This is a genomic window from Streptomyces sp. NK15101, assembly GCF_020400725.1.
In the GTDB taxonomy this organism is placed as follows: Bacteria; Actinomycetota; Actinomycetes; order Streptomycetales; family Streptomycetaceae; genus Streptomyces.
In genome coordinates, this window is the sequence record NZ_JAINVG010000020.1 from 24,434 (window position 1) to 50,651 (window position 26,218).

Consider the following 26,218-nt stretch of genomic DNA (forward strand, 5'->3'; position numbering starts at 1 on the left):
CGCGTACGCCGGGCCCGGGACCACCGGTCTCAGCCGGCGCTCCCGGCCGCGTCGAGGGCGCGCAGCACATCGGCGATCAGGTCCTCCGGGTCCTCGGCTCCGACCGAGAAGCGGATGAAGCCCTCCGCCACCGCGTCCCCGCCCCAGCGCCCGCGCCGCTCCGCCGTGGAGCGCACGCCACCGAAACTGGTGGCGTCGTCGACGAGCCGCAGCTCCTCCAAGAACCGGTCGGCCCGCTTCCGGTCCGCCAGCTCGAAGGAGACGACCGGGCCGAAGCGCCGCATCTGCCGGGCGGCCACCGCGTGCGAGGGGTCGTCGGGCAGCCCGGGGTAGCGCAGCCCGGTCACGTCCGCGCGTTCGGCGAGCGTCCGCGCCAGCGCCAGCGCGGTGGAGCACTGCCGGTCGATCCGCAGCTGGAGCGTGGCGAGCGACCGATGGGCGAGCCAGGCCTCCATGGGACCGGGGATGGCGCCGACGATCTTCCGCCAGCGCCGTACCTCGGCCGCCCGCCGGGGATCTCGGCAGCTCACATGACCGAGCAGGACGTCGCCGTGCCCGGTCATGCCCTTGGTGTCGCTGGCGACGGAGAAGTCCGCGCCCAGCGCGAGCGGGCGCTGTCCGAGCGGGGTGGCGAGGGTGTTGTCGACGGCGACGAGCGCCCCGGCGGCGTGGGCCTCCCGCACCAGACGGCGGACGTCGCACACGTCGAGACCGGGGTTGGACGGGGTCTCGAGCCACAGCAGCCGGGCTCCGTCCAGTACGGACAGCTGGGCGTCGCCGCCGGTCGGAGCGGTGCGGACCTCGACGCCGTACGCCCGCAGCTGTTCGTGCAGCAGGGGCAGGGCCTGATAGCCGTCGGCCGGCAGAACCACCGCGTCGCCGGCCTTCAGCTGCGAGAACAGGACGGCGGAGATCGCGGCCATGCCGGAGGCGAAGACCAGGGTCTCCACCCCCTCCTCCCCCGGTGCCTCCAGCTCGCCGATCGCCCGCTCCAGATGGGTCCAGGTGGGATTCTCGTCGCGGCCGTAGGTGTAGGGGCCGGTCGGCTCGCCGGGCAGGTGGAAGTGGGCCGCGAAGACCGGCCCCGGCAGGGTCGGCTCGTACTTCACGGGCTCGGGCAGCCCGGCCCGTACCGCCCGGGTGCCGTCGCCGAGTTCGTCGTCCTTCACGGTGTCCGTTCCTCCAGTTCCGCGCGTACGGCCGCGAGCAGTCCCTCGCTCGCGGCCTCCACCATCTCCAGGCACTCCTCGAAGTCCTCATGGTCCCCGTAGTAGGGGTCGGGGACGTCGAGGAGTCCGGCCCCGGCGGCCGGGTCGTAGGAGCGCAGGAGCCTTATTCTCGCCGCCTCCTCGGGGGTGCGGGCGAGCCGGGTGAGCTCCCGCAGATGTCCTTCGTCCAGGGCGATCACCAGGTCGAGGGCGGGGAACCACGAGGGCCGGAACCGCCGGGCGGTGTGCGCGGAGGTGTATCCGTTCCCGTCGAGGACGGCGACCGTGCGCGGGTCGGCCCCGTCGCCCTCGTGCCAGCCTCCGGTGCCCGCGCTGTCGACCTCGACCAGCCCGCCGAGGCCGGCCTCCTCCACCCGGCGGCGGAAGACGTGCTCGGCCATCGGCGAGCGGCAGATGTTGCCCGTGCAGACGAAGCAGACGCGGTAGGTCATGGTCCCCGCTCAGTCGCCGTCGGGGAGCACGACGTTCAGCGCCCACGAGACGACGGAGATGATCAGGCCGCCCAGGACGGCGGTCCAGAAGCCCTCCACGTGGAAGCTGAGGTCGAGCTGCTCGGCCAGCCAGGACGTGAGGAGCAGCATCAGGGCGTTGACCACCAGGGTGATCAGACCGAGGGTCAGGATGAAGAGGGGAAGCGTCAGGAGCTTGACGACTGGCTTGACCAGGAAGTTCACCAGCCCGAAGACGAGAGCCACGAGAATGAGGGTCCAGGCCTTCTTGGCGGTGCTCTCACCGGTCAGGGTGATGTCCTGGAGCAGCCAGATGGCGACTCCCAGGGCGCCCGCGTTCGCGAGCGTCTTGACTACGAAATTCTTCATGTGTCTGATCGTGGCAGACATGATCGGGCCGAAGGCAGGGGCGAGCGGGCGATGAAGGCATTCCGACTGGACGAACTGGAAGCGGAACGCGCCGCGAACAAGGGTGCGTACCTCCAGTTCCTGCGCGAGCGGAACATGTCGGTGGGTCTGTACGCGCTCGACGCCGGGGAACTCGATCCGCAGCAGCCGCACGGTCAGGACGAGGTGTACTTCGTGGTCAGCGGGCGGGCGTCGATCACGGTCGGCACGGAGACGACCCAGGTGGCACGCGGCAGCGTGGTCTACGTGCCGGCCGGGGTGGAGCACCGGTTCCACCACATCAGCGAGGACCTGCGGGTCATGGTGGTCTTCTCGCCGCCGGAGAGCTGAGCCGGGTGCGGGCCCGCGCCGAGCACGGGGGCCGAGCCGGACCCTGAGGGCGGTGCCGGCACGAGGGACCGAGCCCCTAGGGGGCGGATCAGGGGAGAGCGGGGGCCGCAGGGACCCCACGGGCTTCCTCCCGACCCTAGCCTTGAGGGTGTTCGGCGCGGAGTGCGCGGTTCTTCGAGAGCGAGGTAGGGACGATGGCCGTACGGGAGATTCTCGCGGGGATGCCCTGGTGGGTGAAGTGGGTCGCCATACCCGTTCTCGCCCTGCTCGTCTTCGGCGGGCTGATCACCAGCGTCCTCAGCTTCGTGATCGGTCTGCTCTTCAAGGTGCTGCTCTTCGTGGCCCTCGTCGCCGGACTGATCTACGTCGTGCGGAAGTTCAGCTCCTCCGCCAGGTCGCGCGAGGACTGGTAGCACAAGCTACTGATCGGTATGAAGGCGATGGCGGACGTTAGCCCGGGCGAGGGAACGCCCCCGCCGAATCAGGGTATGGGCCCTGAGGCTGCCACTAGAGTGGAATCTCGCCGCCGCGATGGGGACTACAGGCGTAGACCTCCATACTGACCAGCGGTTTCCCAGGCCCGGCGGGCGCGCGGGGGCGGCCCCCGCGGGCGGGTGCACTGCACCCGTCCTCACGCCTGGGGGTGACCTTTGGCCATGGCTACGCAGACGGCAGCGCCTACGCTGATCGGCTCGGTGCAGCGGGCGCTGAGACTCCTGGAGGCCGTGGCCTCCCATGCGGAGGGCGCCCCCGCGAAACAGCTCGCACGTGAGACGGGCCTCCCGCTGCCCACCACGTACCACCTGCTCCGCACCCTGACGCACGAGGGCTATCTGCTCCGCGACAAGGGTGTGTTCGTCCTGGGCGACGCCGCCGTCCGACTGGCCGGCGGCGGAGCTGTGCAGAATCGTCGCATCAAGATCGAAGATTCCCTTGCCCGTTGGCGGGACGAGATCGGTGTACCCATTTACTTCGCCTGCTACCGCGAAGGCGAGATCGAGCTCGTCGCCGTCGCCGATACCCCTTCCGCCCCCGCGGTGGAGGAATGGGCCGACTTCCGCGAGACCGCGCACGCCCACGCGATCGGGCAGTGCCTGCTGAGTCAACTCGATCTGAAAACTCGTCAAGACCACCTCGACCGCCACCCGGTGGAAGCCATCACTCCGTACACGGTGCGTAATCGCCGTGTCCTTTTGGATCGTTTGGGTGGTTTGGGGCGAATGGAGCCGCTGGTGGAGCGTCAGGAATATGCGCTCGGCACGGTCTGCGCCGCGATCCCCATCACCGCGGGCTCCGTGGCGGCCACCATGGCGATTTCCCTCCCCCTCCACCAGGAAGAACGGTTGCTCCCCGCGATCGAGCGGCTACGCACGGAGATCGGAAGACTCTTCGGCTCCCTCGCTTTCTCTATCAGTATCTGAAAAATCACTCCTTGTGATCTGCTAGTGCGTACAGCACGATTGCGTCAAGAGGGCCACAGGGGATCATTCCTGGCCGTTTCGGTCACAGCTTTCAGCAGCTGTGTTCACACAACTGCTTCATCTACTGCGGGGTACACGATGCGAGAGTCCGTTCAGGCCGAGGTCCTGATGAGCTTCCTCGTCTCCGAGGAGCTCTCCTTCAAGATCCCGGTCGAACTCCGGTATGAGACCCGGGATCCCTACGCGGTGCGGATGACCTTCCACCTCCCCGGAGACGCCCCTGTGACCTGGGCGTTCGGGAGGGAGCTGCTCCTCGACGGGATCAACCGGCCGAGCGGGGACGGTGATGTGCACATCGCCCCGACGGAGCCGGAGCGGCTCTCGGACGTCTCCATCCGGCTCCAGGTGGGCGGCGATCGCGCGCTGTTCAGGGCCAGCGCTCCACCGCTGGTCGCCTTCCTCGACCGAACGGACAAGCTCGTTCCGCTCGGTCAGGAACGGACACTCGGCGACTTCGAGGACCACCTGGAGGCCGCGCTGGGCCGGATCCTGGCCGAGGAGAACGCCGGCCCCGCCTGAGCCGCCCCCACCCGAGCCGGTCCGTCCGAACCGGCTTCCCGAACCGGCTCCCCGAGTCGGCGCCCTCTCCGAGCCGGACCCTCCTCCCCGAGCCGGGCCGGCCCGACGCCTCCGCACGTCCGCCTCACTTGGCGCGACGGCGCCGCCCTCCCCGTACCGCCGCCGGCTTCCCGCCCCCGGACGCCGGCCGGTCGGCGGAGACCACCAGGGCCGCGAGCGCCGTGGTGACCGGAACGGACGCCACCAGACCGATCGAGCCGACCAGGGTCCGGACGATCTCCTCGGCGACCAGCTCGCTGTTGGCCACCGTCCCCATGCTGCTCTGGGCGATGGAGAAGAGCAGCAGCAGCGGAAGGGCGGCACCCGCGTAGGCCAGCACCAGCGTGTTCACGACCGAGGCGATGTGGTCGCGGCCGATCCGGATCCCCGCCCGGTACAGGCGGCGCGGCCCCATGCCCGGATCGGCCTGGTGCAGCTCCCAGACCGCCGAGGTCTGGGTGACCGTCACGTCGTCGAGCACGCCCAGCGAGCCGATGATGATCCCGGCGAGCAGCAGGCCGGACATGTCGATCTCCGGGTAGAGGCCGTGGATCAGACCGGTGTTGTCGTCGGTGTTGCCGCTGAGCGAGGCCCAGCCGACGAAGAGCGAGCCGAGCAGGCCGATCAGCAGCAGCGAGATCAGCGTGCCGAGCACGGCGACCGAGGTGCGGGCCGAGAGCCCGTGGCACATGTAGAGCGCGATCAGCATGATCGCGCTCGACCCGACCACCGCGACGATCAGCGGGTTCGACCCCTCCAGGATCGCCGGCAGGATGAAGTACGTCAGCAGGAGGAAGCTCACGGCGAGTGAGATGAGCGCCATGACGCCCCGCATCCGCCCGACCAGCACGACCGCGACGGCGAAGATGCCGGCGAGCAGTGCCAGCGGCAGCTTGCGGTTCACGTCGGTCACCGAGTACTGCAGGTCGCGCGGGGCGTCGGGGGCGTACGCCACCACCACCCCCTGGCCCTCGTGCAGTTGGCGCGGCGCGTCGGGCTGCACGATCTCGACGAACCTGCGGCCCTTGTGCGGGCCGCTGGTGACCTCGACCGTCGCCTTCTCGCACTGCCCCTGCTGGGCGTTGACCGCCTCGCGCCCCTCCGGGGTGGAGGTGTCGCCGGTCGGCGGGACCTGAGCGGCGTTCACGTCCTTGCAGTCGACGTGCTCGACGGAGACGACCTCGCCCTGCTCGGTCTGCCGGTCGAAGCCGACGCCGGTGCGCTCGTGCGCCGGGGTGCCGCCCGGCCACAGGACCGCGAGCCCGACGACGACGGCGGTGGCGAAGGGGATCAGGATCGCGGCGATGACCTTGCGCAGGTGCCGTGAGACCGGGGCGGCGGGCCCGTGGCTGTGGCTGTGGCCGTGTCCGCCTCCGTGTCCGCCGCCTCCGTGGCCCCCGCCTCCGCCTCCGTGCCCACCTCCGTCCCCGTGTCCGTGTCCGTGCCCGTGGGGCGGCCCGGAATCGTGGCCCGAACCGGGCCCGGGATCGTGCCCGGGTCCGTGGGTGTGGTGGTGTGGCTCGAGGGGCTGCTGGGGGGAAGTCACCGGCCGATCATCGCAAGAACGGCGGGGGCCCACTGTTCAGCACGCCAGGGATGACGCTAGCGTGGTGGCACCTTTGCACACGCGGGAGCTCGGAGCACCGGGCTGAGAGGGCGCTGATCACCGTACGCGCGTACGGGAAGAGGCTGCGCCGACCGCCGAACCTGTTACCGGGTAATGCCGGCGTAGGGAGATCGGTCTCATGACCATTCAGGATGCACGCACGCCTGCCTCCGAGCAGAACCAGACCGACGGGCAGGGGCGCACGCCGGGCTGGCACAAGGGGTACGTCCAGGGCTCGCGCCCCGACCTCCGGGTGCCCGTCCGGCAGGTGCACCTCACCAACGGCAAGGACGTCACGCTGTACGACACGTCCGGCCCGTACACCGACCCCGCCATCGACACCGATGTCCGGCGGGGCCTTCCCCCGCTGCGCGAGAACTGGATCATCGCGCGCGGCGACACCGAGGAGTACGCGGGCCGCCCGGTCCGCCCCGAGGACGACGGCATCAAGCACACCTCCCCGCGCGGCGGTGGGCTGAAGAACCTCGACGCCGTCTTCCCCGGCCGCCCCCGTCTGCCGCGCCGGGGCCGCGACGGCCAGGCGGTGACCCAGCTCGCGTACGCCCGCCGGGGCGAGATCACCCCGGAGATGGAGTACGTCGCGATCCGCGAGAACGTCTCCCCCGAGGTCGTGCGGGAGGAGATCGCCGCGGGCCGCGCCGTGCTGCCGGCGAACGTGAACCACCCGGAGATCGAGCCGATGATCATCGGCAAGCGGTTCCTGGTGAAGGTCAACGCCAACATCGGCAACTCCGCCGTGACCTCCTCCATCGAGGAGGAGGTGGAGAAGATGACCTGGGCGACCAAGTGGGGCGCCGACACGGTCATGGACCTGTCCACCGGCCGCAACATCCACACCACCCGCGAGTGGGTGCTGCGCAACTCCCCCGTGCCGATCGGCACCGTGCCGCTCTACCAGGCCCTGGAGAAGGTCGACGGCAAGGCCGAGGAGCTGACCTGGGAGATCTACAAGGACACGGTCATCGAGCAGGCCGAGCAGGGCGTCGACTACATGACGGTGCACGCCGGCGTGCTCCTGCCGTACGTACCGCTGACCGCCCGCCGCAAGACCGGCATCGTCTCGCGCGGCGGCTCGATCATGGCCGCGTGGTGTCTCGCGCACCACAAGGAGAACTTCCTCTACACGAACTTCGAGGAGCTCTGCGAGATCCTGGCGGCGTACGACGTCACCTACTCGCTCGGCGACGGTCTGCGCCCCGGCTCGATCGCGGACGCCAACGACGAGGCGCAGTTCGCGGAGCTGCGCACGCTCGGCGAGCTGAACACGATCGCCAAGCGGCACAACGTGCAGACGATGATCGAGGGCCCGGGCCACGTCCCGATGCACAAGATCAAGGAGAACATCGACCTCCAGCAGGAGATCTGCGAGGAGGCGCCGTTCTACACGCTCGGCCCGCTGACCACGGACGTCGCGCCCGCGTACGACCACATCACCTCCGGCATCGGCGCCGCGATGATCGCCTGGTGGGGCACGGCGATGCTCTGCTACGTCACGCCCAAGGAGCACCTGGGCCTGCCGAACAAGGACGACGTGAAGACGGGCGTCATCACGTACAAGATCGCGGCCCACGCCGCGGATCTCGCGAAGGGGCACCCGGGCGCGCAGGAGTGGGACGACGCCCTGTCCGACGCGCGCTTCGAGTTCCGCTGGGAGGACCAGTTCAACCTGGCGATGGACCCGGACACCGCGCGCGAGTTCCACGACGAGACGCTGCCGGCGGAGCCCGCGAAGACCGCGCACTTCTGCTCGATGTGCGGTCCGAAGTTCTGCTCGATGAAGATCAGCAGGAGCATCACGGAGCAGTTCGGCGGTGACGCGGACGCCACCCCGGAGGAGATCGAGGCCGGGATGCTGGAGAAGTCGAAGGAGTTCGCGGCCTCGGGCAACCGGGTCTACCTGCCGCTGGCGGACTGAGACCGGCGGGCGAGGCCCTGCCGTCCCAGAGCCTCGCTCGCCCACCGCCGGTACGACCACGGCCGGTACGACCACGCCGACACGACCGCGGCCGGTGACAGCCGCCGTCGGGACGACCGCGCCGGTGAGTACCGGCCGTTCGGGCGCGGACTCGGCAGACTGATGTCATGACAGCGAGATCCCTCAGCAAGGGTGCCAACGTACCGGTGGACTCTCCGGCGCTGCGCGTCGAGCTCGTCTGGTCCCATGGACCGGGCGTGCCCGACGTCGATGCTTCGGCACTGCTGCTGACCTCGGCCGGCCGGGTCCGCGACGACGGAGACTTCGTCTTCTACAACCAGCCGCGGCACGCGTCCGAAGCCGTGACCCATCTGGGAAAGCAGAGCGCCGCCGACATCACGAGCGACAGCGTGGCGGTGGACCTCCGCCTGCTGGAGGCCGGGGTCGAGCGCGTCGCGCTGTGCGCCTCGGCCGACGGCGGGACCTTCGGCCAGGTGCCCGGTCTGATGCTGAGACTGCTCGACGCGGCTTCCGGGAACGAGCTGGTGCGCTTCGCCATGGCGGCCGGGACGGAGACGGCGTTCATCTGCGGCGAGCTGTACCTGAGGCAGGGGCGGTGGAAGTTCCGGGCGGTGGGCCAGGGTTACGCCTCGGGGCTCGCCGGTCTGGCCACGGATTTCGGCATCACGGTCGACGAGCCGTCCTCCGGCGCCGCGCCACCGGCACCCGCCGTACCGTCGGCATCCGCCGTACCTGCTCCGCCCGCTGCGTCGGTTCCGCCCGTGGTGCAGCTCCCGCCCGTCGCACCGGCTCCGCCCGCCGTGCCGGCGTCGGGCGCGGCGCCCGGGAGCCCGCGCCTCGGCAAGGGCGAGGAGCGCCTCCCCGTGGACATGCGCAAGCGGCTGTCGCTGCGCAAGGAACAGGTCGCGGTCAGCCTGCGCAAGCACGGGGCGGAGGGCATCGTCGCGCGTGTCGTCCTCGTGCTGGACGCCTCCGGCTCCATGAGCTTCCTGTACACGCGGGGCGTCGTGGCCGACGTGGTGGAGCGGATGGCCGCGGTCGCCGCGCAGCTCGACGACGACGGTGAGATGCAGGCGTGGACGTTCGCCTCCCAGCCCGCCCGGCTGCCGGACCTCCGGCTCGGCGAACTCCCCGACTGGCTGCGCCTGCACGTACGCGTCGGGCAAGTGGGCCTCTTCCGTCGCAACAAGAGGCCGAGGGGACTCGAACCCGGGCAGGTCGACATGAGGACGGTGGGCATCCAGAACGAGGAGCAGCGCGTCATCGCCGAGGTCCGCTCCCACGTCGCCGCGAACCCCGTACCCGCCCCCACCCTGGTGCTGTTCTTCTCCGACGGCGGCGTCTACCGCAACGCCGAGATCGAGCAGGAGCTGCGCGCGGCGGTGGAGGAGCCGATCTTCTGGCAGTTCGTCGGTCTGGGGCGGTCCGACTACGGAGTGCTGGAACGGTTCGACACGCTGCCCGGACGGCGCGTCGACAACGTCGGCTTCTTCGCTGTCGACGACATCAGCACGGTCCCCGACCAGGAGCTCTACGACCGGATCCTGTCCGAGTTCCCGAGCTGGACGGCCGCCGCGCGCCGGGCCGGCATCCTCTGAGGGGGAGCTGCCGGATCGTGTCGTGAGGGCGGTGGCCCTCGACGGCCGGGCGGTCCCCGGTCCCGCCGTTCCTCAGGAGGGCGTCGGATCCGGGGGTGCCGCGGCGGCGAGGGCGTCGCGGAGGAAGGGGAGGATGCCGCGCTCCAGGAGGGCGCGGCGCCAGGCCTCCCGGGCGAGGGAGAGCTCGTCGTCGGCCGTGGCGGTCCCGTCCGACGCGGCCGGACTGTTGCGCAGGGCGGTCACGAGGAGGCCGATGCCCGCGGAGAGCAGGCCGGCGGCGGCGAGGGCGGCGAAGACGAGGCCTGCCGTCAGCAGGGTCCCGCCGAACACCACGGTGGGCGCGAGGGCGTGCAGGACCCCGCCGACCAGCAGGAATATCGCGGCGGCGGTGCCCGCGAGGACGGGCAGCAGCACGGTGACGACGGCGACGACGCCGGCACCCGCGCCGGTGTCCGTGCCCGGTTCCGTTTCGGTCCTCCGGGCCCCGAGGGCCGCCCGGTTCTGCTCGCGTACCTTCACGAAGTGGTCGTACTCGACGGCCGCCGCCGTGGTGATGAGCGCTGTCGCGTTCATCGTCATGGCGCGCAGTTGCGCGACCGTGAGCCTCGTTCCGACCCCGGCGAGATCCGGACGTGCGTGGGCGGTGCTCAGTGCGTCGTCGAGGACCCGCTCGTACTCGGCGCGATCCTCGGTCAGCAGGTGCGGAGCCACGTTCATGTGCATCCCCCGATGCTCCGTAGGCCCGGATCAGCCGTGGGAAACGGTCGGTTGGGCGGAAACGGAGGAGAGCCTGCTACGGATGACCCGATGGTATTGCGGCGACGCCACGGCCTGACAGGGTGTTTCCGGAAATCGACTTCCCCGGATGCGCAGCGTTATGCGTCAGCCGTTCAGGGGGAGTTGGACGACCAGTAGCTTTCCGGCCATGGTCACTCCACCGTCCATGGCGATCGCGAGACCGTCGGCGTACACGTGCGGTCCGTCGACGACCGGGCCCGAGCCGTCCTCGCCGTCCTCGGTGCCGACCTGGCCCAGGAGGTACGGGATGGGGCTGTGGCCGTGCACGATCCGGCGGCCGCCGTAGGTGGAGAGCAGCTCCTGGACGGCCTGCGGGCCGCCGTCGTCGCGGAACGCGAAGCGCTTGGTGAACTTCCGGAAGAGGTCCCAGACCTCGTCGGCGTCGTTCCGGTTGAGGATCTCGTGGACCGTGTCGTTGACGTCCTCGATGGTCTGGCCGTATTCGAGGTACGCGGTGGTGTCGGAGTGCACGAGGAGGTGGTCGTCCTCGCGGACCACGGCGTCGAGCCGGGACATCCACTGGAGGTGGACGTCCTGGAGCCGGTCCATGTCGTGCTTCTGGCCGCCGTTGAGCAGCCAGGCGGCCTGGAAGGTGGCGGTGCCCGCGCCGGAGTTGACGGGGGTGTCGCCGAAGCGTTTGGCGCCGATCAGCAGCAGCTCGTGGTTGCCCATGAGTGCCTTGCAGTAGCCGCCTGCGGCGGCGGCCTCGGCGGAGAGGCGCATGACGAGGTCGATGACGCCGATGCCGTCGGGGCCGCGGTCGGTGAAGTCGCCGAGGAACCAGAGCCGGGCGTTGCCCGCGGCCCAGCCGCCGTTCTCGTCGATGAGGCCCTGGGCGCGCAGGGCGGCGAGGAGTTCGTCGAGGTAGCCGTGGACGTCGCCGACGACGTAGAGGGGACCGGGGCCGTCGCCGTTCGCGGGCTCCGGGGCGGGGGCCGGTTCGGGGGTGACGGTGACCTGGACGGTGTCGCCGCGGTTGATGACCGGGAGGTCGCGCTCGGTCGGGGTGTATCCCTCGGGCGGCTCGCCCTCGGGGAAGGCGTTGCCCGGGTGGCCGGTGGCGACGGAGACGATGGACGAGCCGGCCGGTGCGGCGTACGCCGGGGCGAGCCGGCGCCCCAGGTGGAGGGTCGGATCGGCGGGCATGGGCGCGGGGGCCTGCGGCGCGGCGGGCGGGGTCACCGGCGGCGCGGGAGCCTGCGGCGTGTCGGCCGTGGCGGCGGGCGCGGGCGCCGGTGCCGGCGGGGCGGTGGCGGGCGCCGCCGGGGACGCCTCGGTCGCGGGCGCCTCGGCAGGGAGGGCCTCGGACGGCGGGGTCGGCACCGGGACGGCCTCGACCGGAGAGGGGGCGATCGGGGGGAGGCGGTCGGCGGATGCCGGGGGTTCGACGGGTGCCGGATATGGAGGGGGAGTCAGGCGTTCGACGGGTGACGGCTCGACCGCCGGGGTCACCGGCGGCTTCTCCGGGGAGGGCGGTTCGGCGGCATGGCCCTGCACGGGCACGCGGGCGTACGGCGGTACGCGGAAGTCACGCAATGTCGCCGTGCGCACCACGGGCTCCTGACCGGCCCCCTGAGTCATCGACCCCTCCACCACCGTCGCGATGCCCTGCACATCGCGGACCGGCCTGGTCGGGGTGGTCCGCGGTGTCGTCCGCCCATCATAGGAATGAGGGCCCTTCCGTGTGACGCACCAGGGTGGTGAATCCGGGTTCACTCCGGGTTCACCGGTCGTTTCGCCCGAATTGTGAAGGTCTAGTCCAGGGGTGGGGCCGGTGTGGGGACCGGTTTCCCCGCCCCTGCCCACGGGCAGGGGCGGGGACGGCGGTTCGGGTGACGGCGGGTTCGGGCGCCGCCGCCCGTGGAGTCAGTCCTTGGCCGGTGAGCGCGGTGGGCTGACCGTGGTGCGCGGCGAGCGCCGCTGCGAGGAGGTGCGGACGATGAGTTCGGTCGGTATCACCTGTTCGACCGGGCCGTCGGTCTCGATCCCCTCGATGGCGTCGATGAGGAGCTGGACGACGGCCGTGCCGATCCGGCGCGGCTTGAGCGAGAGCGTCGTGATGGGCGGTTCGGTGGTGGCGTAGACGGTCGACTCGCTGCAGCAGACCAGCAGCAGGTCGTCCGGGACGCGCAGTCCGTAGCGGCGGGCGGCCGCGAGGAGGTCGGTCCCGTTGGGGTCGAAGAGGCCGTACACGGCGTCGGGCCGGTCCGGGCGGGCGAGCAGCCGGTCGGCCGCGACGGCGCCCGCGCACGGGTCGTGCGCCGGATAGGCCTCGTAGACGGGGTCCTGGCCCACCCGTGCGCACCAGTTGAGGTACGCGGTGGTGGACAGGCGGGTGTACGTGTCGGTGGTGGTTCCGGTGAGGAGGCCGATCCGGCGGGCGCCGGCGTCGGCGAGGTGGTCGAGCAGGTCGAGGACGGCGGCTTCGTGGTCGTTGTCGACCCAGGCGGTGACCGGGAGGGTGCCGGCGGGGCGTCCGTCGGAGACGACGGGCAGGCCCTGGCGGACCAGTTCGGTGACGACCGGGTCGTGGTCGGAGGGGTCGATGACGACGGTGCCGTCGAGGGCGACGTTCGACCAGACGTCATGGCGGGAGGTGGCGGGGAGGATGACCAGGGCGTAGCCCCGGGCGAGTGCCGCCGATGTGGCTGCTCTGGCCATCTCCGCGAAGTACGCGAATTCGGTGAAGGTGAAAGGTTCATCCCCGTACGTGGTCACGGTCAGGCCGATGAGTCCCGACTTGCCGGTACGGAGCGTGCGGGCCGCCGCGGATGGGCGGTAGCCCAGCCTGTCGGCGACCTCGCGGACGTGGCGGCGGGTGGCGTCCGGGAGTCGGCCCTTGCCGTTGAGCGCGTCGGAGACAGTCGTGATGGAGACCCCGGCGGCGGCGGCCACGTCCCGGATGCCTGCCCGGCCCTGCCGGCTTCCCCGGGTCTGTGCCCGGCTCACCTGGTGCTTCCCTGCTGCTGTCATGGCGAGCCGATAGTAGGGCGATGAGGGGCGGTCGGGACGGTCGCATATGCAGACGTTGACAGGCACGTTTCTGCATGATCGAAAAACCTCAAAAGCCGCTAAATCAAAGGCAGTTAGGGTTCCTGGCGTGCAATCCATGGTTATCGAACGGCGTAGGCCTGGCGAGGGGGTGAGGTCTCGAAGAGGTCTCAACTCACCTCTACGGGGGATGCGCGCCACGGCGCCCGCCACCGGCGCACGCCACCCTGGTGCGCGCCCCCTTCTTCGGGGGGCGCGAGCGGGGCCGTGTCCGCAGCGTGTCCCTCCTGTTGTCCACAGCCCATTCGCAGCGGCCGCGAATCCTCTTAAGGTGAGGAGTATTGGCGGTACGGACGGTCGAGGAGGCCACACTGTGAGCGAGACCAGCGGGACGAGCACCGGCAGCCCCAGGCTGCGCGCCGAGCTGGACGGCGTCCCCACCTACAAGCCGGGCAAGCCGGCCGCCGCGGGCGGCCCCGTGGCCTTCAAGCTGTCCTCCAACGAGAACCCCTACCCGCCGCTGCCGGGGGTCATGGAGAGCACGCTGGCCGCCGCCGCGAACTTCAACCGCTACCCGGACATGGCCTGCACCGGTCTGACGGAGGAGCTGGCGAACCGCTTCGGCGTGCCCGTCTCCCACCTGGCCACCGGCACCGGCTCGGTCGGCGTCGCGCAGTCGCTGCTCCAGTCCACCTCGGGTCCGGGCGACGAGGTGATCTACGCCTGGCGCTCCTTCGAGGCGTACCCGATCATCACCCAGATCAGCGGGGCCACCTCCGTGCAGGTGCCGCTGACCGAGGGCGAGGTGCACGACCTCGACGCGATGGCCGAGGCGATCACCGACCGGACCCGGCTGATCTTCGTCTGCAACCCCAACAACCCCACGGGCACCGCCGTGCGCCGGGCGGAGCTGGAGCGCTTCCTGGACCGGGTGCCCTCCGACATCCTCGTCGTGCTCGACGAGGCCTACCGGGAGTTCGTCCGCGACAGCGACATCCCGGACGGCATCGAGCTCTACCGGGACCGGCCCAACGTCGCCGTGCTGCGCACCTTCTCCAAGGCGTACGGCCTGGCGGGGCTGCGGGTCGGCTTCGCGGTCGCCCACGAGCCGGTGGCGGCGGCGCTGCGCAAGACGGCGGTGCCGTTCGGCGTGAGCCAGCTGGCGCAGGACGCGGCGGTGGCCTCGCTGCGGGCCGAGGACGAGCTGCTCGGGCGGGTCGGCTCGCTGGTGGCCGAGCGCGAGCGGGTCCACGCGGGGCTCGTGGCCCAGGGGTGGACCGTGCCGGACACCCAGGCCAACTTCGTCTGGCTGCGGCTCGGCGAGCGGACCCTGGAGTTCGCGGCGGAGTGCGAGCGGCACGGCGTGGTGGTGCGGCCGTTCGCGGGCGAGGGCGTGCGCGTCACGATCGGTGAGTGCGAGGCCAACGACCTGTTCCTGAAGGCGGCGGAAGTCTTCCGCCAGGGCCTCTGATCAGTTCCCGGCGAGTTCCACGCGGATCGGGTCGCCGTTCCTGACGGTGGCCAGGATCCGTGGGTCGCCGTCGAGCGCGCCCAGCAGGTTGCAGGGGCTCGCCAGCCGGCATTCCTCGCCCCGCGAGATCGGGGTGGGTCCGTAGGGGAGGGCGAGCGCGTCGCCCTCCGTCCAGAACGCCACGGTGCCGGGCTCGACGACCTGCTGGGCGTCGGACTCGATCGCGGCGGAGACCGGAGTGTCGAAGTAGACCTCCTCGCCCCACGTCCGGGCGGTGGAGACGATCGGGAGAGCCCCCGCGAGCGCCTTGCTCGTGGGGGTTTCCTCGAGGGTGGCCGTGGTGTGTCCGGCCGGCCAGGAGATGCGTATCCGAAGAGTCATGCACCGGATTCAACAATATGTTGAAGGCCTCGGAAAGTGTGACCCGCGGTACAGCCCCCCGCCTTACGGTACGGATTTCGTATAAGCAATAATGCTTGTGAATGTGAACGCGTTCACAAGCGTGTCCTGCTTCCTCCCTGTTTGGGTGGAACCCGCCAGGCAGACTGCCCGCTGTGACCACGTCGAGTAAGGAGAAGACGTGAACCTAGCTTTGGCGCCGGAGACTCTGGCGCGCTGGCAGTTCGGCATCACCACCGTCTACCACTTCCTGTTCGTACCCCTGACGATCTCGCTTGCCGCGCTCACTGCCGGCATCCAGACCGCCTGGGTCCGCACGGGCAAGGAGAAGTACCTCAGGGCGACGAAGTTCTGGGGCAAGCTCTTCCTGATCAACATCGCCATGGGTGTGGTCACCGGAATCGTGCAGGAGTTCCAGTTCGGCATGAACTGGTCCGACTACTCCCGCTTCGTCGGCGACATCTTCGGTGCCCCGCTGGCCTTCGAGGCGCTCATCGCCTTCTTCTTCGAGTCGACCTTCATCGGTCTGTGGATCTTCGGCTGGGACAAGCTGCCGAAGAAGATCCACCTCGCCTGCATCTGGATGGTGTCGATCGGCACGATCCTCTCCGCGTACTTCATCCTGGCGGCCAACTCCTGGATGCAGCACCCCGTGGGCTACCGCATCGACAAGGAGCGCGGCCGGGCGGAGCTCACCGACTTCTGGCAGGTGCTCACCCAGAACACCGCGCTCACCCAGTTCTTCCACACGATGACGGCGGCGTTCCTGGTCGGCGGTGCGTTCATGGTGGGCATCTCCGCGTTCCACCTGGCGCGCAGGAAGCACATTCCGATCATGCGGGCCTCGCTGCGGCTCGGCCTGATCACGCTGATCATCGCCGGTCTCGGCACCGCGATCAGCGGCGACCTGCTCGGCAAGGTCATGTTCAAGCAGCAGCCGATGAAGATGGCCGCCGCCGAGGCGCTCTGGGACGGCGAGGCGCCCGCACCCTTCTCGATCTTCGCCTACGGCGACGTCGAGAAGGGCCACAACACGGTCGCCATAGAGGTGCCGGGCCTGCTGTCCTTCCTCGCGAACGACGACTTCGACTCGTACGTCCCGGGCATCAACGACGTGAACAAGGCCGAGCAGGAGAAGTTCGGTCCCGGCGACTACCGGCCCAACATCCCCGTCGCCTACTGGGGCTTCCGCTGGATGATCGGCTTCGGCATGGCCTCGCTGGGCATCGGCATGCTCGGCCTCTGGCTGACCCGGAAGAAGTTCATGCTGTCACCGGGGCTGCGGACCGGTGAGGACGAAGTGCCGAACCTGGTCCTGTTCAAGCGGAAGGCGCTCAGCCCCCGCCTGGGCAAGTGGTACTGGATCATCGCCCTCTGGACGATGGCGTTCCCGCTGATCGCCAACTCCTGGGGCTGGATCTTCACCGAGATGGGCCGCCAGCCCTGGGTCGTCTACGGCGTGCTGCGCACCCGTGACGCGGTCTCCCCCGGCGTCTCCCAGGGCGAGGTCCTCACCTCGATGATCGTCTTCACCGCCCTCTACGCGATTCTCGCCGTCATCGAGGTCAAGCTCCTCGTCAAGTACGTCAAGGCGGGCCCGCCGGAGCTCACCGAGGACGACCTCAACCCGCCCACCAGGATCGGCGGGGACTCCCGCGACCCCGACCGGCCCATGGCCTTCTCGTACTGAGGCTGAGGAGATCGAGGCATGGAACTCCACGACGTCTGGTTCGTACTCATCGCCGTCCTCTGGACCGGCTACTTCTTCCTCGAAGGCTTCGACTTCGGGATCGGAGTCCTGACCAAGCTGCTCGCCCGCGACCGGGCCGAGAAGCGGGTCCTCATCAACACCATCGGACCCGTCTGGGACGGCAACGAGGTGTGGCTGCTCACCGCCGGCGGCGCGACCTTCGCCGCGTTCCCCGAGTGGTACGCGACGCTGTTCTCCGGCTTCTACCTGCCGCTGCTGATCATCCTGGTCTGCCTGATCATCCGGGGCGTCGCCTTCGAGTACCGGGTGAAGCGGCCCGAGGAGAACTGGCAGCGCAACTGGGAGCAGGCGATCTTCTGGACCTCGCTGATCCCCGCGTTCCTCTGGGGCGTGGCCTTCGGCAACATCGTCCGGGGCGTGAAGATCGACGGAGACATGGAGTACGCCGGCACCCTCTGGGACCTGCTCAACCCGTACGCGCTCCTCGGCGGCCTGGTCACGCTCACCCTCTTCACCTTCCACGGCGCGGTCTTCGCCTCGCTCAAGACGGTCGGGGACATCCGGGGCCGGGCGCGGGCGCTCGCGCTGAAGCTGGGCCTGGTCACGGCGGTGCTCGCGCTGGGCTTCCTGAGCTGGACCCAGGTCCGCACGGGGGACGGCTGGAGCCTCGCGGCGATGCTGATCGCCGTGGTGGCGCTGGTCGGCGCCGTCGCCGCCATCAAGGCGGGGCGCGAGGGCTGGTCCTTCGCGCTCTCGGGCGTGACGATCGCCGCCGCCGTGGCGATGCTCTTCCTGGCGCTCTTCCCGAACGTCATGCCGTCTTCACTCGACCCCGAGTGGAGCCTTACCGTGACGAACGCGTCCTCGAGTCCGTACACGCTCAAGATCATGACCTGGTGCGCGGCGATCGCGACCCCGCTGGTGCTGCTCTACCAGGGCTGGACCTACTGGGTGTTCCGTAAGCGCATCGGTACGCAGCACATCGCCGACGCTCACTAGTCGCCACCCGGCCGCCGACGTCCACCCACCGGCGCTCGGCGGCCGACGCTCTTCAGAGGGGCATGTTTCACGTGAAACCGATCGATCCGCGCCTGCTCCGGTACGCCAGGGCCACCCGTCTCTTCCTGATCGCGGTGGTCGTGCTCGGCCTCGTCGGAGCGGCGCTGGTCATCGCCCAGGCGATGCTCATCGCCGAGATCGTGGTGGGGGCCTTCCAGCAGGACCGGTCGGTCGCCGACCTGACCACCTCCCTGCTGCTGCTCGCCGGAGTGGCGGTGGCACGGGGCCTGGTCTCCTGGCTGACCGAGCTCGCCGCCCACCGGGCGAGCGCGGCGGTCAAGTCCGAACTGCGCGGCCGGCTCCTCGGCCGCGCGGCCGCACTCGGCCCGGGGTGGCTGAGCGGTCAGAAGGCCGGTTCGCTGATCGCCCTCGCCACGCGGGGCGTGGACGCCCTCGACGACTACTTCGCCCGCTATCTGCCGCAGCTGGGTCTCGCGGTCGTCGTGCCGGTGGCGGTCCTGGCCCGGATCGTCACCGAGGACTGGGTCTCGGCGGCGATCATCGTGGTCACGCTGCCGCTCATCCCGGTCTTCATGATCCTCATCGGCTGGTACACCCAGGCCCGGATGGATCGGCAGTGGAAGCTGCTCTCGCGGCTCTCCGGCCACTTCCTGGACGTGGTGGCCGGCCTCCCCACCCTCAAGATCTTCGGCCGGGCGAAGGCCCAGGCCGAGTCGATCCGCGCGATCACCTCGGAGTACCGCCGGGCGACGATGCGCACGCTGCGGATCGCCTTCCTCTCCTCCTTCGCCCTGGAACTCCTGGCGACCCTGTCGGTCGCGCTCGTCGCCGTGACCATCGGCATGCGGCTCGTCCACGGTGAGCTCGATCTGTACACCGGGCTCGTCATCCTGATCCTGGCGCCCGAGGCGTACCTTCCGCTGCGGCAGGTGGGTGCGCAGTACCACGCGGCGGCGGAGGGACTCGCGGCGGCGGAGGAGATCTTCGACGTCCTGGAGCAGCCGGTACGGGACGGTGGCACGGCGGCCGCCCCGGAGTCCGTACGCCTCGAGCTCGACGGCGTGACCGTCCGTCACGCGGGGCGCGCCGAGCCCTCGCTCGACGCGGCGACGCTGACGGTCGAGCCGGGCGAGACGGTGGCCCTGGTCGGGCCGAGCGGGGCCGGCAAGTCGACGCTGCTCGACGTCGTCCTGGGGTTCGCGGTGCCCGAGGAGGGCGGTTCCGTACGGGTCGGGGGCGCCGACCTGGCGACGCTCGACCTGGAGGAGTGGCGGTCCCGGATCGCCTGGGTCCCGCAGCGTCCGTACCTCTTCGCGGGGACGGTCGCCGAGAACGTACGGCTGGCCCGCCCGGACGCCTCCGACGAGGCGGTACGGGACGCCCTGCGGGACGCCGGGGCGGACGGGTTCGTCGAGGGGCTGCCGCAGGGGCTCGACACCCCGCTCGGTGAGGACGGCGCGGGGCTTTCGGCGGGGCAGCGGCAGCGGCTCGCGCTCGCCCGGGCGTTCCTGGCGGACCGGCCCCTGCTGCTGCTCGACGAACCGACGGCGGCGCTGGACGGTGCGACGGAGGCGGGGATCGTGGAGGCGGTCCGTCGTCTCGCCGCGGGGCGGACGGTGCTGCTGGTCGTGCACCGGCCGGCGCTGCTCGCGGTGGCGGACCGGGTGGTGAGCCTTGACCGTGCCCTGTCGGGTACGGGCCCCGGGGGCGCGGGTGCGGGGGAAGGCGACGGCGCCGTCGGGGTGTTGCGCCCGCCCTCCCCCGAACTCCCGGCTCCGCTCGAGCAGGGGGGACCCCCATCGCCCCTGGCGGAACGCCTGCCCACCACAGGTCCGGAACGGACGCCCACAACCGGTGGGTCGTGGTCGGCGCGTGTGCGCGGCATGGCCGGGGCGCTCAAGGGGCGCATGGTGCTCGCCCTGCTGCTCGGGAGCCTGGCGCTCGGGTCGGCCGTGGGGCTCATGGCCGTGTCCGGCTGGCTCATCTCGCGGGCCTCCGAGCAGCCGCCCGTGCTCCATCTGATGGTGGCCGTCACCGCCACGCGCGCCTTCGGCATCGGCCGGGCCGTCTTCCGGTACGCCGAGCGGCTCGTCTCGCACGACGCCGTCCTGCGGATGCTCGCCGACCTGCGGGTCTCCGTCTACCGGCGTCTGGAGCGGATCGCCCCGGCAGGGCTGAGCCGCGCCCGGCGCGGTGACCTCCTCGCGCGGCTCGTCCAGGACGTCGACGCGCTCCAGGACTACTGGCTGCGCTGGCTGCTCCCGGTCGGCGCCGCGTTCCTCGTGGGCGCCGCCTCCGCCGGGTTCACCGCCTGGCTGCTGCCCGAGGCCGGTGCCGTCCTCGCCGTGGGCCTGCTGATCGCCGGAGCCGTCGTGCCGGCGGCCGGCGGGGTCCTCGCCCGCCGGGCCGAGCGGCGGCTCGCCCCCGCGCGCGGCACCCTGGCGACCGCCGTGGCCGACCTGCTGCGCGGCTGCGCCGAACTGACCGTCGCCGGTGCGCTCCGGGGCCGGATCGAGCGGGCGCGGGACGCCGACCGCGCCCTCACCTCCATCGCCTCCCGGCAGGCCGCCGCCACCGCGCTCGGCGCCGGCCTCTCGGCGCTGGTCTGCGGCCTGACGGTCGCGGCCGCCGCGCTCGTCGGCGTCCAGGCCGTGCGGGACGGGCGGCTCGACGGGGTGGCCCTCGCCGTGATCGTCCTGACGCCGCTCGCCGCCTTCGAGGCCGTCACCGGCCTGCCGCTCGCCGTCCAGTACCGGCAGCGGATCAGGCGCAGCGCCGAGCGGGTCTTCGAGGTGCTCGACGCCCCCGTCCCCGTCCACGAACCGCGGACGCCCGCCGCTCCCCCGGCGAGCCCGTTCCCGCTGGAGCTGGCCGGCCTCTCGGCCCGGCACGGCGGCCAGGAGCGGCTCGCCCTCGACGGGTTCGGTCTCACCCTGGAGGCGGGCCGCCGGGTCGCGGTCGTCGGCGCATCCGGCTCCGGCAAGACCACGCTCGCCCAGGTGCTGCTGCGGTTCCTGGACGTGGAGCACGGCACGTACCGGATCGGCGGCGTACCGGCCACGGAACTCGACGGCGACGCGGTGCGGCGGTTCGTCGGACTCTGCGCCCAGGACGCCCATCTCTTCGACAGCTCCGTCCGCGAGAACCTGCGGCTCGCCAAGGTCGGCGCGGACGACGGGGAGCTGCGCGAGGCGCTGCGCCGGGCCCGGCTGCTCGACTGGGTCGACGGACTGCCCGCCGGGCTCGACACGCTCGTGGGCGAGCACGGCTCCCGGCTGTCCGGAGGGCAGCGGCAGCGCCTCGCGCTCGCCCGGGCCCTCCTCGCCGACTTCCCGGTCCTCGTCCTCGACGAGCCCGCCGAGCACCTGGACCTGGTCACCGCCGACGCGCTCACCGACGACCTGCTCCGGGCCACCGAGGGCCGCACCACCGTCCTCATCACCCACCGGTTGCACGGTCTCGACGCCGTCGACGAGGTGGTGGTCCTCGACGGGGGCCGGACCGTGCAGCGCGGCCCGTACGCCGAGCTCGCCGCGGCGGACGGTCCGCTGCGCCGGATGCTGGAGCAGGAGCGGGAGACCGATCTGCTCGCCGGATCGGCGGCGACCGGTGCGGAGCGGCCGACTTTTCTCGCCAAATAGGACTTACTAGGCTCAAGTCCATGACCGCCGCCGCGTCCGACGCCCCGGACCCCCTGGAAGCCGCCACCCGGGCCACCCGCAGTCTCCAGGGGCTGTCCACGGAGCTCACCGCCCGCGTGCCGCAGCTCCTGGAGGCCATGCGCTCGGTCGGCACCGGGCTCGAACTCCACTCCACCCTCGACCGGATCTGCGAGACCGCCGCCGAGCTCGCCGACGCCCGGTACGCCGCGATCGGCGTCGTCGACGAGGAGGGCGAGGGCCTGTCCGACTTCGTCACCCACGGCGTCGGCGAGGACGTGGTCCGCCGGATCGGCCACCGTCCCGACGGCCACGCGGGGCTGCTCGGCGCGCTGATCCGCGACCCGCAGACCATCCGCCTCGCCGATCTGTCCGCCGATCCGCGCGCGGCGGGCTTCCCGCCCGGACACCCGCCGATGCGGAGCTTCCTCGGCGTCCCCATCCGGGTCCAGGGGGAGATCTTCGGCAACCTCTACCTGGCGGAGAAGCGCGGCGGCGGCGAGTTCAACGACTACGACGTGCACATGGTCCGGGTCCTCGCCACCGAGGCCGGCATCGCGATCGGCAACGCCCGTCTGTACGAGGCGGCCCGGCAGCGCGAACGGTGGATCGACGGCTCGGTCGCCGTCACCACCGCCCTGCTCTCCGGCGGCGACGCGGACGACGCCCTCACGGTCGTCGCCGAACAGGCCCGTCGGCTCGCCGCCGCGGACGCCGGGATCGTGATGCTGCCCGCCGAGGAAGGCGGCCTGGAGATCGTCGCCGTCTCCTCGCCCCGGCCCACGAAGTCGCTGGGCATGGTGATCCCGTCCGAGAGCGCCGTCGTGAAGGAGCTCCTGGCGGGCGAGGCCGTCTTCGTGGCCGACGCCTCGACCGATCCGCGCATGATCAGCCGGCTGACGTCCTCGTACGGACCGAGCATGATGCTGCCGCTGCAGAGCGGCGGACGGGTCCTCGGCGCGCTCGCCACGCCCCGGGTGCACGGCGCCCGGCAGTTCACGGAGGCCGAGCGGACGCTCGCGACCCAGTTCGCCTCCCAGGCCGCCCTCGCCCTGATGATGGCCGACGCGCAGCGCGACCGGGAGCGCCTCGCCGTCTTCGAGGACCGCGACCGGATCGCCCGCGACCTGCACGACCTGGTCATCCAGCGGCTCTTCGCCACCGGCATGATGCTGGAGAGTGCCCAGCGGAGGTCGGTCGTGCCGGCCGTGCGCGAGGGCGTGGGCAAGGCCGTGGACGAGCTGGACGTGACCATCCAGGAGATCCGCACGGCGATCTTCGCGCTCCAGCAGGGCCCCGCCGAGGCCCCGTCGGGGCTGCGCACCCGCGTCCTGCGGGAGATCAACATGGCGGCCGTGCCGCTCGGCTTCAAGCCCGCGCACCGCTTCCTCGGCGCGATCGACTCGAGGGTCGGAGAGCTCACCGGCAAGAACCTCATCGCCGCCCTGCGCGAGGCGCTCTCCAACGCTTTCCGGCACGCGGAGGCGAGCCGCATCGAGGTCGTCGTCGACGCCGGGATCACCCTGCCCGACGGCTCCGGCGGGGTACGGCTCTCGGTCGCCGACGACGGCATCGGCATCCCGGAGGGCGGGCGGCGCAGCGGCCTGCGCAATCTGGCGCGCCGGGCCGAGTCGCTGGGCGGCGCGAGCTGGTGCGGCCCGGGCCTGGGCGAGGACGGCGGCGGGACGACGGTGGTGTGGGAGGCCCCGCTGTAGGCCCCCGACCTCCGGGCCCCTAGGGCCGGGAGGCCAGGGCGTCGGCGACGAGCTGTTCGATGACGACGGCCACGCCGTCGTCGTTGTTGCCGACCGTGCGGCCCGAGGCGGCGGTGACGACGTCCGGGTGGGCGTTGCCCATGGCGTACGAGCGGCCGGCCCAGCTCAGCATCTCGATGTCGTTCGGCATGTCGCCGAAGGCGACGACCTCCTCGGCCGCGATGCCGCGCTCGGCGCAGCACAGGGCCAGGGTGGAGGCCTTGGAGACGCCGAGCGCGCTGATCTCGATGAGGGCGGTCGGGCTGGAGCGGGTGAAGGCGGCCCGGTCGCCCGCGGCCTCCCGCGCGAGTGCGAGGAACACGTCCGGGTCGAGCTCGGAGTGCTGGGCCAGCAGCTTGAGCACCGGGGCGGCCGAGCCGGGCTCCTCCTCGAAGAGGAGCTTCTCGGCGGTGGCGACGGTGGCGCCGGGGTCGAGGAAGAAGGGCGGGTACTGCGGCTCGTAGTGGATGCCGGTGGTGAGCTCGACGGCGAAGGAGGTCCCCGGCGCGGCGGCGCGCAGGGCGCGGACCACGTCGAGCGCGACCGGCCGCTCCAGCGGGCGCACCTCCAGGAAGGCGCCTCCCGCGTGGAGGTCGACGACGGCGGCGCCGTTGGCGCAGATCGCCAGGCCGTGTCCGTGGACGTGGTCGCTGACGACGTCCATCCAGCGGGCCGGGCGGCCGGTGACGAAGAAGACCTCGATCCCGGCCTGCTCGGCCGCCGCGAGGGCGGCGACCGTGCGCTCGGAGACGGACTTGTCGTCACGCAGCAGGGTGCCGTCGAGGTCGGTGGCGATCAGCCGGGCAACCGGGGCGGAAGGGCGGGGGGAACGGGGAGAGGTCACCGCACCATTCTTCCGTATGGGACGCACGGGCGTGCGAGGAGCCGCACATATGAGCCTTGCTACTTGGCCGGGGCGCTCTCCTGCGGGGTTCTCAGTACGCGATCTCCACGACGGCCCGGTGGGCGCGGCGGTCGTCGACGTGGGTGAGCAGGTAGTGCGCGAGATCGGCGCGGGATAAGGACTTCGGCCGTGTCGGCGGGGCGTTCTCCGCGGTCCGGTAGGTGCGGGTCGGCGGGCCGTCGGCCGGCATCGGGCGCCGGACCACCGTCCACGCGGTGCCGTCCGCGGCGGGAGGCCGTACGAAGCCCTCCATCCGTGCCATGTCGGCGTAGCCGTGCCGATAGAGCCGCTGGATCACGTACCGGGTGACGAGCCGCTGCGGCAGCGGCACCTCCGGGGTGGTCTCCAGGCCGGTGGCCGGCGTCGAGGGCCTGGGCCAGGAGCTGTGCGCCCGTACCGCCGGTGGCGCCGAAGATCATGAGTTTCATGACGCCGCCGCCCCGCCCGCTGTGCCAGCGCGTCGACGAGGGCGGCGGCGACGGCCCGCTGCCCGTCGAGGCTGAGGTGGATGCCGTCGTCGAGGTGCAGGCCGGCGGTGGCCCGCCGGGTGTCGACCGTGAGTCCCGGGCGCCCGAGGAGGAATTCGGCGACGCCGTCGACGTCCTCGCCGGACCAGCGATCCCGGCGAGCCGGCAGTGCGGGTAGGCGTCGGCCCGTTCCTGGTCCACGGCGCTCGGGGTGAGCCAGATCCAGCGGTCCGGACCGGAGGGTCCGCCGCGCCCGGCGAGATCCCGCAGGGCGAGGAGGTTGAGCTCGGTCTCCGCATGGCTGACCAGCCGGGTGCCGGCGGCCCCCGCGCCGAGGACCGCCGCCACCACGAGCTGTACGTCTCCGAGGACGGGCGCCGCGTGCTGGGAAGCGTCCGCGAGGTCGCCTCGCTGCACGAGGACGACCTGTTCGCGGCGCTCGGCGAGGAGGACGGGACCCGGCTGACGGAGCTCCTCGGGCGGATCGCCGAGCAGCAGGGCCTCGCCCCCGGCGTGCACCCGGGCTACCGCCGTCTGCCGAAGTGCCCGGGCTGAGCGAGGAACCGCGCGGAGCGGGCGCGGGGCCGACGCTGAGCCGGTGAGGAGGCGGCGCGGAGCCGATGCCGGGCCGGTGCGGGGCCGACGCGAGGCGGCGCATTCCGGTGTGCGCCAGGACATGGCCGTAAACACCCGTTCGTTTTGGACACGACGGGGAAGACCCCTGGGAGCTGACGGCGTCTCCAGGGAGGGCGGGGCATGGTCGCGGGCCGGCGGAGCGCGGAGTGCGACTCCTGCGGGGCGCCGTACGGGAGGTGGGTCGCGAGCCTCGGCATGGCCCTCTGCGCGGAGTGCGAGCGGGCCGGAGCGGCGCACCCCGGGCGGGACCCGGTGCCGGTGGGCGAGATCCTGGCCGGTCTGGCCGACGTCGTGAACCAGGACGCCCGCGTCGTGGCGCAGCGGGCGCGGCCGGGGAGCGCGGTGCGGGGCGCGGCCGGGCCCGGGAGCGCCGTACGGGATCTGTTGGGGTCCGGGAGCGCCGTACGGGACGGCGCGGGGGCCGGGCATGCCGTACGGGACGTGGCCGGCCCCGGGAGCGGGGCATCGGACGAGCGGGCTCCGGTGCTCGCGGCCTGTGACCGGTGCGGGGCGCGCACCGAGTGGCACCGCACGGTGCGCGGGCGCTGGATCATGATCGAGCCCGGGGAGCTGACGGCTCGGCTCGTCCCGGTCGGCAGACGCTGGCGCGTCGGCGGCGACGGGACCGCGGTCAACCTGGGCGCGGCCGCGCCCTCGGACAGGTGCCGGGTCAGCCACTTCGACGTCTGCCCCTCCCGTCCGGCACCGGCCGACTCACCGGTCATGCTCGCCCTGTGGCGGAGCCACGCCAGGCGCACGGCCTGACGGGCTCCGCCTCCGGGCGGGCCGGGA

The 26,218-nt window shown here is 71.7% G+C and carries 24 protein-coding genes and 1 riboswitch; of the genes, 14 read left to right on the forward strand and 10 right to left on the reverse strand.

The window, feature by feature from the left end; all coding sequences use genetic code 11:
- Positions 1-29: 29 nt before the first annotated feature.
- Genes K7G60_RS13750 through K7G60_RS13760 form a run of 3 tightly spaced genes read right to left on the reverse strand, consistent with a single transcriptional unit; the run spans position 30 to position 2,047 of the window.
- Positions 30-1,169 carry a cystathionine gamma-lyase gene (locus K7G60_RS13750; RefSeq protein WP_225801161.1) on the reverse strand — a complete coding sequence of 380 codons (1,140 nt, stop codon included), beginning with the start codon at positions 1,167-1,169 and terminating at the stop codon, positions 30-32.
- A complete protein-coding gene (locus K7G60_RS13755) occupies positions 1,166-1,660 on the reverse strand; it encodes a low molecular weight protein-tyrosine-phosphatase (protein ID WP_225801162.1) in 495 nt (164 codons plus the stop codon). The genes K7G60_RS13750 and K7G60_RS13755 overlap by 4 nt, the downstream gene beginning before the upstream one ends.
- A gap of 9 nt (positions 1,661-1,669) precedes the next feature.
- Positions 1,670-2,047, reverse strand: coding sequence for a phage holin family protein (locus K7G60_RS13760; RefSeq protein WP_225801163.1), 378 nt, complete (start codon positions 2,045-2,047; stop codon positions 1,670-1,672).
- A 51-nt stretch (positions 2,048-2,098) separates the two neighbouring features.
- Between K7G60_RS13760 and K7G60_RS13765 the strand changes: the two genes are divergently transcribed.
- The 4 genes from K7G60_RS13765 (at position 2,099) to K7G60_RS13780 (ending at position 4,416) form a co-directional block, all read left to right on the forward strand.
- Positions 2,099-2,416, forward strand: a complete 318-nt coding sequence (locus K7G60_RS13765) for a cupin domain-containing protein (RefSeq protein ID WP_225801164.1) — start codon at positions 2,099-2,101, stop codon at positions 2,414-2,416.
- Positions 2,417-2,610: 194 nt separating this feature from the next.
- Positions 2,611-2,829 (forward strand): DUF5326 family protein, encoded by a 219-nt coding sequence (locus K7G60_RS13770; RefSeq protein WP_225801165.1) that lies wholly within the window; start codon positions 2,611-2,613, stop codon positions 2,827-2,829.
- Between the two features lie 243 nt (positions 2,830-3,072).
- Entirely contained in the window at positions 3,073-3,837 is a 765-nt protein-coding gene (locus K7G60_RS13775) for an IclR family transcriptional regulator (RefSeq protein ID WP_225801166.1), read from the forward strand.
- 138 nt (positions 3,838-3,975) lie between these two features.
- Positions 3,976-4,416, forward strand: a complete 441-nt coding sequence (locus K7G60_RS13780) for an SsgA family sporulation/cell division regulator (RefSeq protein WP_086823848.1) — start codon at positions 3,976-3,978, stop codon at positions 4,414-4,416.
- A gap of 124 nt (positions 4,417-4,540) precedes the next feature.
- Here K7G60_RS13780 and K7G60_RS13785 read toward each other — a convergent pair whose 3' ends face one another.
- Entirely contained in the window at positions 4,541-6,001 is a 1,461-nt protein-coding gene (locus K7G60_RS13785) for a YibE/F family protein (protein ID WP_225801167.1), read from the reverse strand.
- Between the two features lie 71 nt (positions 6,002-6,072).
- A riboswitch (TPP riboswitch) is annotated at positions 6,073-6,207 on the forward strand.
- Here K7G60_RS13785 and thiC point away from each other — a divergent pair.
- Positions 6,201-7,997, forward strand: coding sequence for a phosphomethylpyrimidine synthase ThiC (gene thiC, locus K7G60_RS13790; RefSeq protein WP_225801168.1), 1,797 nt, complete (start codon positions 6,201-6,203; stop codon positions 7,995-7,997). It overlaps the preceding riboswitch by 7 nt.
- A 167-nt stretch (positions 7,998-8,164) precedes the next feature.
- Entirely contained in the window at positions 8,165-9,616 is a 1,452-nt protein-coding gene (locus K7G60_RS13795; RefSeq protein ID WP_225801169.1) for a VWA domain-containing protein, read from the forward strand.
- Positions 9,617-9,688: 72 nt separating this feature from the next.
- Here K7G60_RS13795 and K7G60_RS13800 read toward each other — a convergent pair whose 3' ends face one another.
- From K7G60_RS13800 to K7G60_RS13810, 3 genes are all read right to left on the reverse strand, one after another.
- Entirely contained in the window at positions 9,689-10,339 is a 651-nt protein-coding gene (locus tag K7G60_RS13800) for a hypothetical protein (RefSeq protein ID WP_225801170.1), read from the reverse strand.
- Positions 10,340-10,498: 159 nt separating this feature from the next.
- Positions 10,499-11,995, reverse strand: a complete 1,497-nt coding sequence (locus tag K7G60_RS13805) for a metallophosphoesterase (protein WP_225801171.1) — start codon at positions 11,993-11,995, stop codon at positions 10,499-10,501.
- 285 nt (positions 11,996-12,280) lie between these two features.
- The gene (locus K7G60_RS13810) at positions 12,281-13,387 is read right to left on the reverse strand and encodes a LacI family DNA-binding transcriptional regulator (RefSeq protein ID WP_225801172.1); all 1,107 of its coding nucleotides are present in this window, start codon (positions 13,385-13,387) and stop codon (positions 12,281-12,283) included.
- 391 nt (positions 13,388-13,778) lie between these two features.
- Between K7G60_RS13810 and hisC the strand changes: the two genes are divergently transcribed.
- On the forward strand, positions 13,779-14,876 hold the full coding sequence (gene hisC, locus K7G60_RS13815; RefSeq protein WP_225801173.1) for a histidinol-phosphate transaminase: 1,098 nt from the start codon (positions 13,779-13,781) through the stop codon (positions 14,874-14,876).
- Here the strand turns inward: hisC and K7G60_RS13820 are convergent, their stop codons facing one another.
- The gene (locus K7G60_RS13820; RefSeq protein WP_225801174.1) at positions 14,877-15,257 is read right to left on the reverse strand and encodes a cyclophilin-like fold protein; all 381 of its coding nucleotides are present in this window, start codon (positions 15,255-15,257) and stop codon (positions 14,877-14,879) included.
- Between the two features lie 199 nt (positions 15,258-15,456).
- Between K7G60_RS13820 and K7G60_RS13825 the strand changes: the two genes are divergently transcribed.
- From K7G60_RS13825 to K7G60_RS13840, 4 genes are all read left to right on the forward strand, one after another.
- Positions 15,457-16,965, forward strand: a complete 1,509-nt coding sequence (locus K7G60_RS13825) for a cytochrome ubiquinol oxidase subunit I (RefSeq protein WP_225801175.1) — start codon at positions 15,457-15,459, stop codon at positions 16,963-16,965.
- 18 nt (positions 16,966-16,983) lie between these two features.
- Positions 16,984-17,985, forward strand: coding sequence for a cytochrome d ubiquinol oxidase subunit II (gene cydB / locus K7G60_RS13830; RefSeq protein ID WP_225801176.1), 1,002 nt, complete (start codon positions 16,984-16,986; stop codon positions 17,983-17,985).
- 62 nt (positions 17,986-18,047) lie between these two features.
- Positions 18,048-21,647 carry a thiol reductant ABC exporter subunit CydD gene (gene cydD, locus K7G60_RS13835; RefSeq protein WP_263985867.1) on the forward strand — a complete coding sequence of 1,200 codons (3,600 nt, stop codon included), beginning with the start codon at positions 18,048-18,050 and terminating at the stop codon, positions 21,645-21,647.
- A 20-nt stretch (positions 21,648-21,667) separates the two neighbouring features.
- The gene (locus K7G60_RS13840; protein ID WP_225801178.1) at positions 21,668-23,380 is read left to right on the forward strand and encodes a GAF domain-containing sensor histidine kinase; all 1,713 of its coding nucleotides are present in this window, start codon (positions 21,668-21,670) and stop codon (positions 23,378-23,380) included.
- Positions 23,381-23,399: 19 nt separating this feature from the next.
- Here K7G60_RS13840 and K7G60_RS13845 read toward each other — a convergent pair whose 3' ends face one another.
- Together K7G60_RS13845 and K7G60_RS13850 are read right to left on the reverse strand one after the other, a co-directional pair.
- A complete protein-coding gene (locus K7G60_RS13845) occupies positions 23,400-24,263 on the reverse strand; it encodes a Cof-type HAD-IIB family hydrolase (protein ID WP_225801179.1) in 864 nt (287 codons plus the stop codon).
- A 91-nt stretch (positions 24,264-24,354) separates the two neighbouring features.
- The gene (locus tag K7G60_RS13850) at positions 24,355-24,654 is read right to left on the reverse strand and encodes an NAD(P)H-binding protein (RefSeq protein WP_225801180.1); all 300 of its coding nucleotides are present in this window, start codon (positions 24,652-24,654) and stop codon (positions 24,355-24,357) included.
- Between the two features lie 95 nt (positions 24,655-24,749).
- Between K7G60_RS13850 and K7G60_RS13855 the strand changes: the two genes are divergently transcribed.
- The 3 genes from K7G60_RS13855 to K7G60_RS13865 all read left to right on the forward strand — a co-directional run bounded on the left by K7G60_RS13855 (position 24,750) and on the right by K7G60_RS13865 (position 26,191).
- The gene (locus K7G60_RS13855; protein WP_225801181.1) at positions 24,750-24,968 is read left to right on the forward strand and encodes a hypothetical protein; all 219 of its coding nucleotides are present in this window, start codon (positions 24,750-24,752) and stop codon (positions 24,966-24,968) included.
- 119 nt (positions 24,969-25,087) lie between these two features.
- On the forward strand, positions 25,088-25,345 hold the full coding sequence (locus K7G60_RS13860; RefSeq protein ID WP_225801182.1) for a hypothetical protein: 258 nt from the start codon (positions 25,088-25,090) through the stop codon (positions 25,343-25,345).
- 201 nt (positions 25,346-25,546) lie between these two features.
- Positions 25,547-26,191 carry a DUF6083 domain-containing protein gene (locus tag K7G60_RS13865; protein ID WP_225801183.1) on the forward strand — a complete coding sequence of 215 codons (645 nt, stop codon included), beginning with the start codon at positions 25,547-25,549 and terminating at the stop codon, positions 26,189-26,191.
- Positions 26,192-26,218: the final 27 nt, after the last annotated feature.